At 61.9% G+C, this 15,908-nt stretch carries 12 protein-coding genes; 7 read left to right on the forward strand and 5 right to left on the reverse strand.

All coding sequences use genetic code 11. The features are described 5' to 3' along the window. The 4 genes from RUGAMON1_RS17890 to RUGAMON1_RS17905 all read left to right on the forward strand — a co-directional run. Window positions 1-706 (forward strand): DUF2345 domain-containing protein (locus RUGAMON1_RS17890; RefSeq protein WP_445231775.1); only part of this gene is annotated, 706 nt, incomplete at its 5' end. A 2-nt stretch (window positions 707-708) separates the two neighbouring features. Next, window positions 709-1,536 carry a DUF4123 domain-containing protein gene (locus RUGAMON1_RS17895; protein WP_445231776.1) on the forward strand — a complete coding sequence of 276 codons (828 nt, stop codon included), beginning with the start codon at window positions 709-711 and terminating at the stop codon, window positions 1,534-1,536. Between the two features lie 13 nt (window positions 1,537-1,549). Then, window positions 1,550-2,314: a DUF3304 domain-containing protein gene (locus RUGAMON1_RS17900; RefSeq protein WP_445231777.1), complete on the forward strand. Its 765-nt coding sequence runs from the start codon at window positions 1,550-1,552 to the stop codon at window positions 2,312-2,314. Further along, window positions 2,311-4,392: a Tle1 family T6SS lipase effector gene (locus RUGAMON1_RS17905; protein ID WP_445231778.1), complete on the forward strand. Its 2,082-nt coding sequence runs from the start codon at window positions 2,311-2,313 to the stop codon at window positions 4,390-4,392. The genes RUGAMON1_RS17900 and RUGAMON1_RS17905 overlap by 4 nt, the downstream gene beginning before the upstream one ends. Here RUGAMON1_RS17905 and RUGAMON1_RS17910 read toward each other — a convergent pair. The 4 genes from RUGAMON1_RS17910 to RUGAMON1_RS17925 form a co-directional block, all read right to left on the reverse strand. Then, on the reverse strand, window positions 4,389-5,519 hold the full coding sequence (locus tag RUGAMON1_RS17910) for a GNAT family N-acetyltransferase (RefSeq protein WP_445231779.1): 1,131 nt from the start codon (window positions 5,517-5,519) through the stop codon (window positions 4,389-4,391). The two genes, RUGAMON1_RS17905 and RUGAMON1_RS17910, sit on opposite strands and share 4 nt — an antisense overlap. A gap of 61 nt (window positions 5,520-5,580) precedes the next feature. After that, window positions 5,581-6,882, reverse strand: a complete 1,302-nt coding sequence (locus tag RUGAMON1_RS17915; protein ID WP_445231780.1) for a cation:proton antiporter — start codon at window positions 6,880-6,882, stop codon at window positions 5,581-5,583. Window positions 6,883-7,019: 137 nt separating this feature from the next. Then, entirely contained in the window at window positions 7,020-8,408 is a 1,389-nt protein-coding gene (bcaP, locus tag RUGAMON1_RS17920) for a branched-chain amino acid transporter BcaP (protein WP_445231781.1), read from the reverse strand. Window positions 8,409-8,513: 105 nt separating this feature from the next. Continuing rightward, complete coding sequence (locus RUGAMON1_RS17925; protein WP_445231782.1) at window positions 8,514-9,662, reverse strand: sugar diacid recognition domain-containing protein; 1,149 nt, start codon at window positions 9,660-9,662, stop codon at window positions 8,514-8,516. A 200-nt stretch (window positions 9,663-9,862) separates the two neighbouring features. On the opposite strand from RUGAMON1_RS17925, the gene RUGAMON1_RS17930 reads away from it, so the two are divergent. The 3 genes from RUGAMON1_RS17930 (at window position 9,863) to RUGAMON1_RS17940 (ending at window position 15,500) form a co-directional block, all read left to right on the forward strand. Continuing rightward, a complete protein-coding gene (locus RUGAMON1_RS17930; RefSeq protein ID WP_445231783.1) occupies window positions 9,863-11,185 on the forward strand; it encodes an MFS transporter in 1,323 nt (440 codons plus the stop codon). Between the two features lie 12 nt (window positions 11,186-11,197). After that, window positions 11,198-12,337, forward strand: coding sequence for a glycerate kinase (locus RUGAMON1_RS17935; protein ID WP_445231784.1), 1,140 nt, complete (start codon window positions 11,198-11,200; stop codon window positions 12,335-12,337). 67 nt (window positions 12,338-12,404) lie between these two features. Continuing rightward, window positions 12,405-15,500, forward strand: a complete 3,096-nt coding sequence (locus tag RUGAMON1_RS17940; protein WP_445231785.1) for a response regulator — start codon at window positions 12,405-12,407, stop codon at window positions 15,498-15,500. On the opposite strand, the gene RUGAMON1_RS17945 is transcribed toward RUGAMON1_RS17940, so the two are convergent. Beyond that, window positions 15,455-15,892: a gamma-glutamylcyclotransferase family protein gene (locus RUGAMON1_RS17945; protein WP_445231786.1), complete on the reverse strand. Its 438-nt coding sequence runs from the start codon at window positions 15,890-15,892 to the stop codon at window positions 15,455-15,457. The genes RUGAMON1_RS17940 and RUGAMON1_RS17945 overlap by 46 nt on opposite strands. Window positions 15,893-15,908 lie beyond the last annotated feature (16 nt).

The following is a 15,908-nucleotide window of genomic DNA, read 5'->3' on the forward strand; positions in this document are numbered from 1 at the left end:
CAAGGCAGATGAGAGCGCGCTGGATGACAAGTCGGCACCGTTGAAGGCGATGTTGGCTGCGGTGTCGGGCATGGTGGGCAATGCCAGCCTGGATGCGGCCAAGGCCGATGCAGGAGAGAAGAAGACAGCGCCAGGCGACGATCAACTGCCGCACGCCAGCTCGCCGATTATCGCCGTCAGCGGTAAGGCTGGTTTGAGTGTGACCGCAGGACAGGCGATGCAGATGTCCAACGGGGAAACGATCGCCTTGATGAGCGGCGCCGACACACAGTTCGTCAGTGGTGGTCAGTTGCGCGTGCAAACCAAGCAGGCCATCGGCGTGCTGGGCGGCTCGGTCAAAGCGGGCGAGAACAATATCGGCGTGCAAATGATCGCTGCCAAGGATGCCGTCGATATCCAGGCGCAAGCGGATTTGCTGAAGGTGCAGGCGCGAGATGAGGTTAATCTCGTCAGCGCCAATGGCTTCGTGGATTGGGCGGCGGCCAAGAGCATCACGCTGTCGACGGCGGGCGGCGCCAATATCACTATCGAAGGCGGCAATATTACGGTGCAGTGCCCCGGCAAGATCACGATTCATGCGGGTACCAAGAATTTTTCTGGGCCAGAGAAAATGCCGTATCCAATGCCAGGTCTGCCAAACAGCATCTGTGTTGAGTGCCTGAAGAAGTCACTCGCCGCAGGGTCTGCCTTTACTGTTGTTGAATAAATATGCTCATCGATACTTATCACGAAAACTGGCTATCTGACTTGCATGAACGGACAAGCCAGCTTGGCGGCCGTACGCAAATCTACCTGTTGATCGATGGAGTGTTTGTCCCCGGTCTGTATCGTCAAGTTCGAAAGGCAGTACCGGCACCGGAGGTGACGCTGCTGTTTGAGACTCTGCCTGCCTGCTCTGACAAGGTGCGCGATGTGTCGCCATTTCTAGTGCGGTACGACGCAACGGTAACTGGTCTCGACAAAGTATTGGGGCTATGCAGTGGCTCGCCGATGGTTAGCGCGATCGAGACCGAAGAGACACTGGCGCAGCTAACAGAACGGCTGGCTGCCTGGTGTGTGGTCTACTCGGACGGGCAAAGGTTTAATTTCCGCTTTCCGGATACGCGCCGACTGCCGGGAATTTTCTCGGCCCTGCGCGCCGATCAGCGGGCACAATTGGTCGGCCCGGCAACGCGATGGGCGTACATCGATCGCGAGGGGGGATGGAAGGAGTTGCATGTCCCGATGGTGGATAGTCCTGTTGTCCAGGATCGCCCCGAGCTCGACGACGACCAGTTCGGGATGATGGTCAGCGATAACGAGGTAGATTCGATGCTGGTTCGTATCTCTCGCCGGCAGCATTTGCCTGATGAAAAACCGTCCCATTTGCACGCTACGATCTCTTTGGCGTTGCGTGTTGCAGAGGCGCAGACGCTGGATGAGAACTTACTGATCGATTGGTGTGAGGAGTGTCTGGTACATTCCGTGCTGCCGGATGAGATAGACATGGCTAAGAGAATGATCGAGTGGCGACAAAGTGTTGCCGCTGTTGAATAGAAATGGGAAAGACATGAAGTTGATAACTCAGCGCCTGCTGCGCGGTTCCAGAAGCTTGCTGGTGACAGGCTTGTTCGTGTTGCCGTCGATCGGCCTGTGCGGGACGGAAAGTGTGCCTGTCAGTATCCACGGAGTGAACTATAGCGGCGACGACTTTTCTTACATCGTCGAAGACCCGCTGGATAGTTCGAACAAGGGGGGCGGGGAGAGCGTCGGGCCCTACGAAGCTGGCGGGATTATGTGTTGCTACAGGCTGCCGCAGACATGGCGTCGCGGTATTCAAATCAAAGTACAAGCCGTCCACAGTGCCCGGCTTTCGCCCGATAAATCCGGGCCAGATATCGCTGAAACAAAAATCGTCGAAGTGCCTGAGTATGTCGATGGCAAGGCAGGGGAGTTATGGGTGGTTCGTGCCGCCGATGGTTCGTTGAGCGTGGTCTCTAGCAACTTTCAGCCCGATCATGCCAAATGGCCAGGCGCCGTCAAGGGATGGCCGGTACCATCTGTGGAGTATAGAAGGCAGCGATGGGGCCAACACATGAAATTGGCACAAGATGCGCTTGATACCGCCAACGAGGCCTTGGCAGAGTTAAAAAAATCTCCGCAAAAAATAGTCGCGAGATCATGGGAACTCGATCAAAAGTACTATGCAAAGTCAGTGGAAGGATTTAGTGGACCGGATGACGTGAGGTATGTGGAATTCGTTCGGCAAGGATTTGAGGAAATGAAACGCAATTCTGAGAAAAAAATTCGACAAGTGCAGGAGCGTCGCCCATGAGCGCCCGTCTATGTCCGGTGATCCCGGATAGTTTTAACGATGCGGGAGATTTGAAGAAGTTTTTTGATGTAGAAGAGCAAAAGATATTAGGGAAACGTGAGGAGCGAGAGGCATTGGAACTGCCATGTCAAACCAATTTGTTCTTTGGCTTCTTCTTCGATGGAACCAAGAATAACTATGTCTTGGGTGCGGCGGCAAAAAATCAATCCAATGTCGCGCGCCTATATGACTGTTTCCCTGGGCGAAGTGTTCCCGACGTTTTGCCAGATGATTCAAAATGGACGTATAAGCCTGACGACTATAAGCATTTTTTCAGGGTATATGTGCCAGGCGTAGGTTCGCCGTTTGAAGCGGTGAAAGATACCGGCAAAGGCAAGGATCTGACGACGGGGGCGGGGTTCGGCGCTCGCGGAGAGGACCGCATCAAGTGGGCATTGATTCAGGCGATAAATAATGTTCATGTCTATTTTCACGGTTCACCGCTACTCTTCCCGGAGGAGACCCGATCGGAGATGGGGCGTATCGAATTGACGAAGTGGCAGCGGAAGAAAATGCAGTCCCGTCACATTCAGAGCTATAGCGACGCAGAGAATCAGGGCAAAGATACCAAGGAAGTGTTTGAAGAGCTATTGAAGCGCTTGCACTCACAGGTCTCGATTCATTGGCCAGACCCGGCCACGTGTCAACCGAAAAAAAAGGATCCCGCGCACGTTCAGAAGATCTACATTTCCATGTTCGGTTTTTCACGCGGCTCGGCACAGGCGCGTGCTTTTGCCAATTGGTTGATGTCCTTGTGCGAACTTGACGCTCGTCTCAGTGGCCGCGGCCATGCTCAAAGCCTGGGCGGATTTGAGGTGGAGTTCGATTTCCTGGGATTGTTTGACACCGTCGCCTCTGTGGGAATCGCGAATACGATGGGCGACAGTACTCTTCTTGGGCGATTTGACGGCCACGGAGCCTGGGCCGATGCAGAGGACAGCTTGCGCATACATGGCGGCTTGCGATGCCTGCATTTGGTGTCGGCGCATGAGGTGCGCCGCAGTTTTCCAGTCGATTCCATTTCGATTGGACAGAGCACGCCGGCCAACGCGGAGGAAATGATTTTCCCTGGCGTGCACTCGGACCTGGGTTCCGGTTACTGTCCGAAAGAGCAAGGGCGCGGTGAAGACGAACTGGGCTCGGATATGCTTGCGCGGGTTCCCTTGCTTTACATGTATCACGAGGCACGACTGGCGGGCGTTCCATTAAAGTTGGACCTGGCTCCTCCCAACGTTAAAGATAAATTTAAAATTTCACCGACCACGATCAAAGCGGTGAATGCCTATCTGGCTACATGCACGGTAACCAGCGGCACGCTGACCGACATCATGCGGGAGCAAGGGAAGAATCAGATTCTGTGGCATCTGGCGCGGCGCGTGAATGGCCCCACGCCGCTGGAAAAGACCGAAAGCTACAAGCGCGCCACAAATTTCGACAAGAACGATCTGCACAGCGCGAATCTGGAATTTGAGGACGAAATTAAGGACTTTGAAGCATGGCTCGCTGCCAAAGGACCAGGATTCAAGCCCCAGAAGCAAAAGCCAGGGTTTGGAAATGACTACGAGCACGAATGGGAGGAGATCGCGACTTGGTGGAAAACCGCCCCGCCGTTGTCGGAGGCCGCATTGAACTTCTTTGATAATTACGTGCATGACTCGCATGCTTGGTTCAAGTTGAGTGACGATTATCCCGACAACGAACCTGAATTGCAGAAGAAATTGATTCAGTGGGAGCAAAAGCGCTTGAACGCCCTTGCCCAGCGCGAGGGCGCGCGCGCGAGTAATGGCCGCAGCTACGGCGAATCTCAAGGCGCGCCTCAGAACGACGGCTTGACGCCAGATCAGCGCCGGGCAGCGCAGGAGTACGCTCAAACTAAACAGACGCCGATCATGTTGACGAGTGGACGTGAATCGAAAAAATTCCTGCTGCTGACGCTGCGTGGTGGATACCTTCGATTTAGAAAAGTTTATGCTGGTGCAGACGGTATCCTTATTTCCAACAATGAGCGTCGTACGGAATCGGAAGCCAAGGCTGCTTAGCTATTCAAACGTCCCGCCGACCGCTGTTTGATAAGCCGGCGGGCCACTGCGGTGGCGGTAACGAAGCCGCTGTGTAGCGCGCAGATCAGGCGGTTTCTAACTCCCGCCCGCATCAATAACACGTGCGCGCGTTGCACCGTGACATTGCTGGATTGGTAGCTGTGGCCTGGCGTGCCGTAGCCGAGATCGATGCAGGTAAAAAGGTGGCCGCACAGGTCTTCGATGGCCATGTGCAGTATCGTTGTCCCGACCGACAGATGGTCGAGTGCGCTGTCGTGGAAGATGTTGGACAGGTGTAGCGTGTCGTTCGATTGCAAGCCGAGTATCAACGCACAGGGTTGGCCGCCGCAATCGATCTGGTAGCACAGCAGCATGCCGCGTTGTGCCAGCCCCTGCATTTCCTCCGCTGTCCATAGCTGCGCGCGATGCTCAGGCGTGATCAGCCTGGCCAACGCCTCCAGCATGGGCGCCACTTGCTCCGGCCGTTCAATGCGATGCAAAGCCAACTGGCCGCCGCCATGATCGCGCAACTGCCGTTGCTGCCGCTTGAGGTTGTAGCGCCGCTTGGAACTGAATTGGGCCATGAAGGCTTCAAAGCTGGCCGGTAAGGGAATCTGATGGCAGTCGCGCCAGTTGTTCAGCAAATGCTTGCGATAACCATGTGCGTTGCCGATGTCGTCGCTTATGTCGCGCCACAGCTTGCTATCCGATGGCAACGACGTCAGCGAGATCGCGTGACATTTTGGGAACTGCTCCAGCAGGAATTCAAACAGCAACTCCGGCACCCCCGGCCTTGCGGACATCAACGGCACGCTGCCGAGCAGGACCACGCTGAACGCCGGCAGTGAGCCCAAGCGCAAGCGGCCAGCGCTAAATTCAAAACTGTGGTGCCGCAGCACCAACGGCACCACGCCGATTACGGTCCGGCTGGCGCGCTCCAGGATTGTAAAAAGCTGCGGCGGCGTGTGTCGATCTGGCGTGCTGCGCAGATAGTCGAAGAACTCCGGACTCTGATACACGCGTTCGTGACTTTCGCTCTCGGCCAGCAGTTCGCGCCAGCGCTGCAGCAGGTCGCTGTCGCCGATGCGGTCGCTGGCGTCTTCAATGAGGTAGATATCGTTGGGCATGGTCGCAAGACGATCCCACATCCGGCGCCGCCGCTCCTTGATGCAAGTCGAAGCGATGCGATCAGCGGCGCCGGCGCCACACTGTGTCCATCAAGGGCTTGACACTGAAGCCATGCACCAGTATCGACAGCATGATGACAAACAGCGAGATACGCGTCAGTTGCGCCGCCAGTTCCGGCGCCAGGCCCGCCTCGATGGCGAACATCAGGTAATAGATCGAACCGATGCCGCGCACGCCGAACCAGCCGGTCATGGCGCGCATGCGCAGGCTGGTGTCGCTGCCGATCAGGCCGGCGAACACGCTCAGCGGCCGGGCGACCACGAACAGGAACAAGCCCATCCACAACGCATCCCACTGCATGCTTTTCAGCGAGATCATGCCGCCGAGCAGCAGCACCAAGGTCAGCTCCGACAGCCGCTCCAGATGCTCCTTGAACACCAGCGCCCCGGCGCTGACGATCAACGGCGCTTCGTGGGTTTCACTGGTTTTGGCCGCTTCGGATTTGGCCGTGTCCGGTTCCATCATGCCGTGGCGGTCTTTGGGCGCGCCAGCCAGCACCAATTCGGTCTGCCGCAAGGCCACGGCGGCGAAGAACACCGCCAGGAAGCCCGATGCCTTGCACAGCGTCGCCACGCCATACACCACGGCGATCATGCCCAGTCCCACCAGGTCGTCCATGATTTCGTGCTTGGGATCGCAGCCGCGCAGGCTCCAGCTCAGGCGCGCCACCAGCGCACCGGCCGCCACGCCGACCAGCACCGCGCCCGCCGTCGCCCACAGCACGTCGACCAACAGCCAACGCAGATGGTGCTCGCCGGTGTCGACCACGCCCAGCATGCCGAGGCCGAGGATGACAAAAGGGAAGGCGCTGCCGTCGTTCATGCCGGCCTCGCAGGTCAGCGTGAAGCGCAGCTGGTCCTTGTCGCCGGCATGGCGCACCTGGACGTCGGTGGCCAGCACCGGATCGGTGGGGGCGAGGATGCCGCCAAGCAGGACGGCGGCGCCTGCCGGCAGGTGCAACACGTAATAGCCGAACAGCGCCACCAGCCCCACCGTCAGCGACATCGACAACCAGGCCAGCCGTAACGGCGCGTCCCAGCGCTGGCGCTTGAACGGCACCGGCATCTTGATCCCGGCCGAGAACAGCGAGATCAGCAGCGCGACCTCGGTCAACACTTCCAGCAGGGCCGATTGCAGCTTGGGATCGAAACCGAAGATGTTGAGGACGGTCGGCCCCAGCAGAATGCCGGCGCCCAGGTAGACGATGGCGGACGTAAAGGGCGACTTCGAGATCGTGCTGGCCGCCAGTCCGCGCGCCAGCATCAGGCAGCCGACGAGCAGGAACCATTGAGTGGTGTTCACACGCTTTCCTTTGCAGTGACGAGTCAAAGGCTAGGCGAGTTTGCGGTTGTGGTCTGTGGGGTAGAGCACCCTGCGCGTATCGGCAGGGTTGGAAGGGCGCCGGCGAGGCGCAGGGCCTCGCCGGGCAAACAGCGGATTTATTTCAGCAGGGAATGCTTGCGGGCATAGCTGAAGTAGATGACCAGGCCGATCGCCAGCCAGATCACGAAGGCGACCCAGGTGAACCAGCTCAGGTAGGTCATCAGCATGACGCAGAAGATCACGGCCAGCGCCGGAATCACCGGCACGCCAGGGCAACGGAACGCGCGCTTGAGGTCCGGACGCGTCTTGCGCAGGATGACCACGGCGATCGAGACCAGGCTGAAGGCGGCCAGCGTGCCGATGTTGATCAGCTCGGTCAGCACGTTCAGCGGCACCACGGCGGCGATCAGGCCGAACACGATGCCGACCAGCCAGGTGGCGAAGAACGGCGTATGGAAGCGCGGATGCACGGTCGACAGGCGTTTCGGCAGCAGGCCGTCGCGCGACATGGCGAAGATGATGCGGGTCTGGCCGTAGGCCATCACCAGGATCACGGTGGTCATGCCGAGAATGGCGCCCAGATTGACGAAGCCGGCGAACCATTTTTCACCGGCCACTTCCAACGCCAGCGACACCGGATGGTCGATGCCCAGGAATTGCTTGTAGGGCACGATGCCGGTCATGATGGCCGAAACGATCACATACAGCACGGTGCAGACGGCCAGCGAGCCGATGATGCCGATCGGCAGGTCGCGCGATGGACGTTTGACTTCCTCGGCGGCCGAGGTCACCGCATCGAAACCGATGAAGGCGAAGAACACCAGCGCGGCGGCGCTCAGCATGCCGTTGTAGCCAAACGGTAAAAACGGTTTCCAGTTGGCCGGCTCGACGTGGCGCGCGCCGACGACGATGAACAGTATCACCACGCCGATCTTGATGGCGACCATGATGTTGTTCAGGCGGGCCGATTCACGCACGCCCCAGCTCAGCATGGCGGTCAGGATCAGCATGATGCACAGCGCCGGCAGGTTGATCAGCGTATGCACGCCGGGCAGCGCGCCGGGCGCGGCCGTCAGCTCGACCGGCAGGTTGATGCCGAAGCCGGCGATCAGCGACTGGAAGTAGCCGGACCAGCCGACCGACACGGCCGAGGTGGCCAGGCCGTATTCCAGCAGCAAGTCCCAGCCTATCATCCAGGCGGCCAGTTCGCCCAGCGTGGCGTAGGTGTAGGTGTAGATGGAGCCGGCCACCGGCACGGTGGAGGCGAATTCGGCGTAGCACAGGGCGGCGAAGCCGCAGGCGATCGCGGCGACCACGAAGGACAGGGTCAGCGCCGGGCCGGCCGTCACCGCGCCGGTGCCCGTCAGTACGAAAATACCGGTGCCGACAATGGCGCCGATGCCCATGAGAATCAGGTCGAAGGGACCGAGTACTTTCGCCAGGCCGCCGGGTTTGCGGCTGTTGGCGATCATATCGTCCAGGTTCTTAGTGCGAAAAAGGCTCAAAATGGCTCCAGTTTTATTTTGGTTATCTCCGTACCCGAGCATGTGCCTTGTGGGCGCTCGGGCGACGGCAAATAATACAGTAAGTTTCTGGCTATGCCGAGAGCGTTATGTTGTTAATAACGATGAGATATATAGCAGGAAACGATCCTCCAGTTTGCCCAAGTCCAGGCCGGTGATCTCGCCGATGCGGCGCAGCCGGTAATCCAGCGTATTGCGGTGCACGTGCAGGGCTTCGGCGGTGGCGGCCGGGTGACCGTCGTGTTCAAACCACACATTGAGCGTGCGTTGCAGTAACTCTTTGTTTTTATCCTGCGCTTTCAGCCGGGCGATGGGCAGGCGCAGCTGGGCCGCCTCCCAGCCCGAACCCAGTCCCGACAGCAGCACCGGCAGGGTTTGCTCGTAGTAGCTGAAGCGCGAGCGGCGCGGATGGCGGGCGCGGCCGATACGGGCGGCCGTCTGCGCGCTCTGGTAGGAAATCGCCACCCCGGCCATGCCGGACTGGGCGATGCCCATCGTCAGCGTGTGCGGCTGCTGGCATTCCTGCTGCAGGATGGCGGCCAGCGCCTGCAGCTGGCGCTGCGGCCAATGGACGTCGTGGGCGGGCGGGGCGTCGTAGAAGTCCAGCAGCACCAGCTGGTGCGCGCCGGCGGAGGCCGTCAGCGCCGACGGCAGCCGGGCCAGCATGCGCAGTTGCAGGCGCTGCAGCTCGCTGAGCGCCTGGTCGGTGCCCATCGCCTTGTCGTCCAGCTCCAGCAGGAACACCAGGTGACTGCGCTCGAAATTGACGCCCAGCCGCCGCGCCCAGGCCGCCAGGTCGGCCTCGCGCGCCGCGTCATGGCGGATCAGGTTGAGCACGAAGGCTTCGCGATAGCGCGAGTCGCGCTGCAACTCGCCGGCCAGGTGGGCCTGTTCGAGGATCATCTCGGCCGTCAGCCGCACCAACTCGCCGAACTGGCGCACCTGATCCGGTACGCCGCTCAGGCCGACCGCGCCGCACACCTGGCCGTTGACCGTCAGCGGCAGGTTGATGCCGGGCTGGGCGCCGTGCATATTGCGGGCGCTGGCGCTGTCGATCTCCACCGTCAGCCGCTTGGCCAAGGCCAGCATGGCGCCCGCATGCAGCTCGCCGATGCGCGCCGGATTGCCGCTGGCCAGGATGGTGCCGTTGGCATCCATCACGTTGACGTTGTAGGGGATGATTTTCATGGTCCGGCTGACGATGTCCTGGGCCAGCTCGGTGCTGAGTATGTACATGGGCGATTCTCCTCGTCCTTCATTGTGCCAAATAACAAGGAATCCGCATAAATTCTGCGCTTGTAAAAGCATTTATTGTGCAAACGCCCAACAAATGCCTGAACTGTGCCGGAATTATCGTGCATTTGGCCGATGTTTTTTCGGAGTCGATTCCAGATAATCGTCTGCACAGACTACCTATAAAAACCAAGGAGACACGCATGAACACCACTACCACCGCCACGCCGTGGCCGGCGGCGACCGTCCTCGACGGCGCGTACAAGAAGGCCAGCTGGCATCTGATACCGTTTATCTTCATCTGCTACTTCTTCAACTACCTGGACCGCGTCAACGTCGGCTTCGCCAAGCTGGAGATGCTGGACGCCCTCCATCTGAGCAATACCGTCTACGGACTGGGCGCGGGCATCTTCTTCATCGGCTACGTGCTGAGCGGCGTGCCGAGCAACCTGATCCTCCACAAGATCGGCGCCCGCCGCTGGATCGCGACGATGATGGTGGCCTGGGGCGCCCTGTCGGCCTGCATGCTGTTCGTGCACAACCCGACCTCGTTCTATGTGCTGCGCTTCTTCACCGGCGTGGCCGAGGCCGGCTTCTTCCCCGGCATGGTGCTGTACTTCACCCACTGGTTCCCGGCGCAGAAGCGCGGCCAGGTGATGGCGCTGTTCATGTCGGCGATACCGATTTCCGGCCTGGTCGGCGGTCCGCTGTCGGGCTGGATGCTGCAACACTTTTCGGCCGGGCAGGGCGGCATGGCCGGCTGGCAGTGGCTGTTCCTGCTGCAAGGCTTGCCGACCGTGATCCTCGGCGTGGCGGTGTACTTCTACCTGAACGACGGCATCGCCCAGGCCAAGTGGCTGACTGCCGACGAAAAAGCCGCGATGCAAGCCGCGCTGGCCGGCGACGAGCAACAGCGCCAGGCCAGCAGCGATGTCGGCCAAACCTTCTCGGCCGTGCTGCGCAATGGCAGCGTGTGGATGCTGGGCGTGATCTACTTCTGCATCCAGATGGGCGTGTATGCGATCAACTTCTGGCTGCCGTCCATCATCAAGTCGCTGGGCTACCAGAACTCCGGCACGGTTGGCTGGCTGAGTGCGATTCCCTACCTGTGCGCCGCCTTGTTCATGGTGTGGGCCGGCCGCTCGGCGGACCAGCGCCGCGAACGCCGCTGGCACGTGTCGCTGCCGATGGTGATGGGTCTCATTGGCCTGATGCTGGCGGCTAACTTCTCCAGCAACGCGCTGGTCGTCATGGTCGGCCTGAGCATGGCGACCATGGGCGCGCTGGCGGGGCTGGCGATGTTCTGGTCCCTGCCGTCCGCGTTCCTCGGCAGCGCGGCGGCGGCCGGCGGCCTGGCGCTGATCAACTCGCTCGGCCAGATCGCCGGCTTCGTCAGCCCCTTCCTGGTCGGCTGGATCAAGGACGCCACCCAGAGCACCGATACGGCGCTGTATATTTTGTCCAGCGTGCTGCTGCTTGGTGCGATACTGGTGCTGCGCGTACCCGCCAAACTGGTCAACCGTTGATAGAGTTCTTCGATGAAAATAGTCATAGCGCCCGATTCGTTTAAAGAAAGCCTGACCGCGCTGGCGGTCGCCAACGAAATCGAGGCCGGCTTCCGCGAGTTCTTTCCCGACGCGGAATACGTCAAGCTGCCGGTGGCCGACGGCGGCGAAGGCACGGTGCAGGCGATGATAGACGCCAGCGGCGGCCGCCGCGTGGAATTGCAGGTGTCCGGCCCGCTGGGCGAGCCGGTGGCGGCGTTCTACGGCCTGATGGGCGACGGCGCGACGGCGGTGATCGAAATGGCCGCCGCCAGCGGCCTGGAACTGGTGCCCACGGCACAGCGCGATCCGCTGCGGACCAGCAGCTACGGCACCGGCCAGCTGATCCGCGACGCGCTGGACGCCGGCGCCCGCCGTTTCGTGCTGGGCGTGGGCGGCAGCGCCACCAACGACGGCGGCGCCGGCATGGTGCAGGCGCTGGGCGGACGCCTGCTGGACGCGGCCGGCCGCGATTTGCAGCCCGGCGGCGGCGCGCTGGACGGCCTGCAGCATATCGACCTGTCCGGCCTGGACGCCCGCATCAAGGACTGCGTGTTCGACATCGCCTGCGATGTCAGCAATCCACTGGTGGGGCCGCAGGGCGCCTCCCATATTTTCGGCCCGCAAAAGGGCGCCACCCCGGCGATGATCGAACAGCTGGACGCCAATCTGCGCCACTACGCCGACGTCATCGCCCGCGAGCTGGGCCAGCAGGTGGCCGACGTGCCGGGCGCCGGCGCGGGCGGCGGCATCGGCGCGGCGATGCTGGTATTCCTGGGGGGCAGCTTGCGTCCCGGTAGCGAGATCGTCACGGCCGCGGTGGGCCTGGACGCGGCGGTGGCCGACGCCGACCTGGTCATCACCGGCGAAGGCCGCATCGACAGCCAATCGATACACGGCAAGACGCCGATCGGCGTGGCCCGCGTGGCGCAGCGGCACGGCAAGCCGGTGATCGCGATCGCCGGCTGCCTGGCGCCTGGCGCGGCCGTGGTGCACCAGCACGGCATCCATGCGGTGTTCGGCGCGGTCAGCCGGCCGTGCACGGTCGAGCAGGCGCTGGCCGAGGCGGCGCAGAACGTGCGCAGCGCCGCCCGCAATATCGCGGCCATCCTCAGCCTGGGCGCCAGGCTGTAGAACGGGCGGCGCTAAGGGCCGCCCATCTGTGCTAGAGTCGTTCTCGTCCCAGTCACCGACGCCGAGAATGAAGCCAGTAGTCCATCGCCCCCTGCCATCGATCCGAGTGCAAATCTATGCGCTGGTTTGGGCCTGCGCTTTGCCGGCCGTGGTCGGGGTCGCGCTGCTGGCGAATCACTTCTATCAGCGGGAACGGGCCCAGATCCAGCAAGGATCGCTGGTCACGGCGCGCGCATTGATCCAGGCGGTCGACCGCGACCTCAATACCGGTATCAGCATGGCGATGGCGCTGGCCAATGCGCCCAGCCTCGACGATGGCGACCTGGCGGGGTTTTACACCCTGGCCAGCAAGGCCCTGCGGCCTGAATTCCCCGGCTTTAATTTTGTGCTGAGCGGTCGCGATTCGGTCCAGTTGCTGAACACGGTGCGCCCTTTCGGTCCGGCGCTACCCGATCCCGCCAGCCTGGAACGGATCAGGAAAGTGTTCGACACCGGCCGGCCGGTGATCTCCGACGTCTTCATCGGCGGCGCCCTGAAGCGGCCGCTGGTCGCGGTGCATGTGCCGGTGGTCAGGGACGGCAAAGTGATTTACTGCCTGTCGGTGGCCTTCGTGCCGGAGCGCCTGGGCGCGGTGCTGCGGGAGCAGAACCTGCCCGGCGACCGCGTCGCCGGGATCTTCGATTCGCGCGGCGTGATTGTGGCCCGTTCGAAGGACGCGGACAGATATGTAGGCAGGCCCGGTTCCGCCATCCTGCGGACCGGAATGGCCGGCGGCGGCGAGGGGATGCTGGACTCGGTCACGCTCGACGGCACGAAGGTGTATTCGATGTACAGCCATTCCCGCTTGTCCGGCTGGGCGGTGGCGATAGGCGTGCCGCGCAGCACGGTGCTGTCCGAGATGCTGGCCTCGATCCAATGGATCATCCTGGTGCTCGCCGGCCTGCTCGGCATGGGCCTGGCCGCCGCGTGGTATTTCGCGCGCCGCATCAACCATTCGGTCGGCGCGCTGTCCCACGCCGCCAGCGCCTTGGGAAAAAATGGCGACATGCGGCTGCAAGATGCGCGGCCGGTGTTCCGCGAAGCCGACGACGCCATCCAGACCTTGCGCGCGGTGGAGGCTGAACTCCAGCAGTATCGCAACCGCCTTGAAAGCGTGATCGAAGAGCGCACCTTGCAGCTGCAATCGGCGCAGCGCGAAGCGATCAACAAGGAGCTGCGCACCCGTACCGTGATGGACAATGTCGGCGACGGCATCATCACCATCAACGCCAATGGCGTCATCGAAGCCTTCAACCACGCCGCTTGCGGCATCTTCGGCTACACGCCGGAGGAGGCGGTGGGCACCAACATCATGCGCATGATGCCGGCCACCCTGCGCGGCGCCCACCATGCCGGCATGGCGCGCTACCTCGCCGGCGGCCTGCCCACCGTGGTGGGCAAGAACAACGTTGAACTGCAGGGCCTGCGCAAGGACGGCGCCACGTTTGCGCTGGAATTGTCGATACGCGCGCTGCTGGTCGACGGCCAGCATCTGTTTGTCGGCATCGTGCGCGACATTACGGAACGCAAACAGGCGGAGAGCGCGCTGCGGCTGGCGATGGAGCAGGTGCAGATCGCCAGCGCCGCCAAGGATGTCTTCGTGGCGAACATGAGCCATGAGCTGCGCACGCCGATGAATGCGGTGCTGGGCATGGCGCACCTGCTCAACACCACCGGGCTGTCGCCGGAGCAGGGCCGCTACCTGGAAATGATACGGGCTTCGGGACAATCCCTGCTCGGCATACTGAACGACATCCTCGATTTCTCCAAGATGGAAGCCGGGAAGATTGAAGTGCATCCGGTGCGTTTCGTGTTGGAGGAGGTGCTGCATTCGCTGGCCAGCATCATGAGCGTCACCGTCGGCGAGAAGAACCTGGAACTATGCCTGGGCGTTGAGCCGGATGTGCCGCGCACATTGGTCGGCGATGCGCTGCGCCTGCAGCAGATCCTGGTCAACCTGGCCGGCAACGCCATCAAGTTCACCGAGCAGGGCGAAGTCGCGGTGCTGGTGGAGCGCGCCGGCGGCGAGGGCGCTTCGGTGCTGCTGCGCTTTACCGTGCGCGATACCGGCATCGGCATGAACGATGAACAGTTGGCGCGGCTGTTTTCGCCGTTCACGCAGGCCGACTTGTCCACCACACGGCGCTACGGCGGCACCGGATTGGGACTGACCATTTCCAAAGGGCTGATCGAACTGTTGGGCGGCGCCATCGAAGTGCGCAGCGCGGTCGGCACGGGCAGCGCGTTCACCTTTACGCTGCCGATGAAGCGTGCCGACGAGGCCGAGGCGCCGAGGACCGGCCGGCGCCGGCATCTGCTGGTGGTGGACGATAACTCGACCAGCCGCGACTTCCTCGCCAAGACCATCCAGGCCTGGAACTGGAGCTGCGACGTGGTCGCCTCGGGGCCGGAAGCGCTGGCGTTGATACGCTCGGGCCGCGTCTACGATGCGGCGCTGGTCGACTGGCAGATGCCGGGCATGGACGGCCCGGCCGTCATGCGCGCGCTGCAGGAGGAATCCGGCATGCCGGTGATCTGCATGGTCAACGCCTACGGCCGCAGCAAGCTGGTACAGGACATGGCCGGCGTCAGCGCGCCGGTGTTCCTGACCAAGCCGGTGACGGCGTCCAGCCTGTATGACGCGGTGCAGACCGCGCTGGCGCATCGCCAGGAAGATGTCGCCGACGTTCCGGCCGTGGCAGGCGCCAAGGCGCTGGCCGGCGTGCGAGTGCTGCTGGTGGAGGACAATCCGATCAACCAGCAGGTGGCGAAAGGCATCTTGGAGCTGGCCGGCGCCACGGTCACGCTGGCGGAACATGGCGAGAAGGCGCTTCAGCTGCTGCGCGGGGACCTGCGCTGCGACCTCGTACTGATGGACGTGCAGATGCCGGTCATGGACGGCTTTACCGCCACCCGTGCGATCCGCGATGAACTGGGCTTGACGTTGCCGGTGATCGCGATGACGGCCGGCGTGATGGAGTCCGAGCGCGAACAATGCATCGCCGCCGGCATGGACGATTTCATCGGCAAGCCGGTCGACGTGGAGCAGATGTTCGCCACCATCGCAAAACATCGGCGTCAGGCGGCGCCCAGTCGCGCGACATACCAGTCAGGAAAGCCGTAGTCGCGGGCGGCGGCAATCAAATGGCCAACATATTCGGTATCCGCAGGCTGGTCACCGCGCGACGGCGGGATGTAGCACATGGCCGGCAGCAGGCCGCCGAGCCGGGACTCCACCAATACAGCTTCCGGAAGGAAGATGCCCACGCCGCTCATCGAGTACAGGCGATCGAGCTCCTGATGCGTCGCATGCACCAGAATGCCGTAGATTGAGTGCTGGTCAGAACGGCTGATGCAGGCATGGGGGCAGAACGCGATGTCGAATCCGTGGAGGCGCACCACTTCAATCTTTTCCGGCTGAAAACCAGCACGCGCCATGACATCCCGGCGGATGAAGCTGCCGTAGAAAAATACCGGTATCCGTTTGGCGGCCGTTGCCGGTGCAAGAGTTGACATGTTTTATCCCGTTCAA

Source organism: Duganella rhizosphaerae (assembly GCF_040364205.1).
Classification (GTDB): domain Bacteria; phylum Pseudomonadota; class Gammaproteobacteria; order Burkholderiales; family Burkholderiaceae_D; genus Rugamonas; species Rugamonas rhizosphaerae.

What these genes read in the sequence shown, in the direction of transcription:
- RUGAMON1_RS17895 (WP_445231776.1), top strand. Translation starts at nt 709, where the DNA reads ATGCTCATCGATACTTATCACGAAAACTGGCTATCTGACTTGCATGAA.
- RUGAMON1_RS17900 (WP_445231777.1), top strand. Translation starts at nt 1,550, where the DNA reads ATGAAGTTGATAACTCAGCGCCTGCTGCGCGGTTCCAGAAGCTTGCTG.
- RUGAMON1_RS17905 (WP_445231778.1), top strand. Translation starts at nt 2,311, where the DNA reads ATGAGCGCCCGTCTATGTCCGGTGATCCCGGATAGTTTTAACGATGCG.
- RUGAMON1_RS17910 (WP_445231779.1), bottom strand. Translation starts at nt 5,519, where the DNA reads ATGCCCAACGATATCTACCTCATTGAAGACGCCAGCGACCGCATCGGC.
- RUGAMON1_RS17925 (WP_445231782.1), bottom strand. Translation starts at nt 9,662, where the DNA reads ATGTACATACTCAGCACCGAGCTGGCCCAGGACATCGTCAGCCGGACC.
- RUGAMON1_RS17930 (WP_445231783.1), top strand. Translation starts at nt 9,863, where the DNA reads ATGAACACCACTACCACCGCCACGCCGTGGCCGGCGGCGACCGTCCTC.
- RUGAMON1_RS17935 (WP_445231784.1), top strand. Translation starts at nt 11,198, where the DNA reads ATGAAAATAGTCATAGCGCCCGATTCGTTTAAAGAAAGCCTGACCGCG.
- RUGAMON1_RS17940 (WP_445231785.1), top strand. Translation starts at nt 12,405, where the DNA reads ATGAAGCCAGTAGTCCATCGCCCCCTGCCATCGATCCGAGTGCAAATC.
- RUGAMON1_RS17945 (WP_445231786.1), bottom strand. Translation starts at nt 15,892, where the DNA reads ATGTCAACTCTTGCACCGGCAACGGCCGCCAAACGGATACCGGTATTT.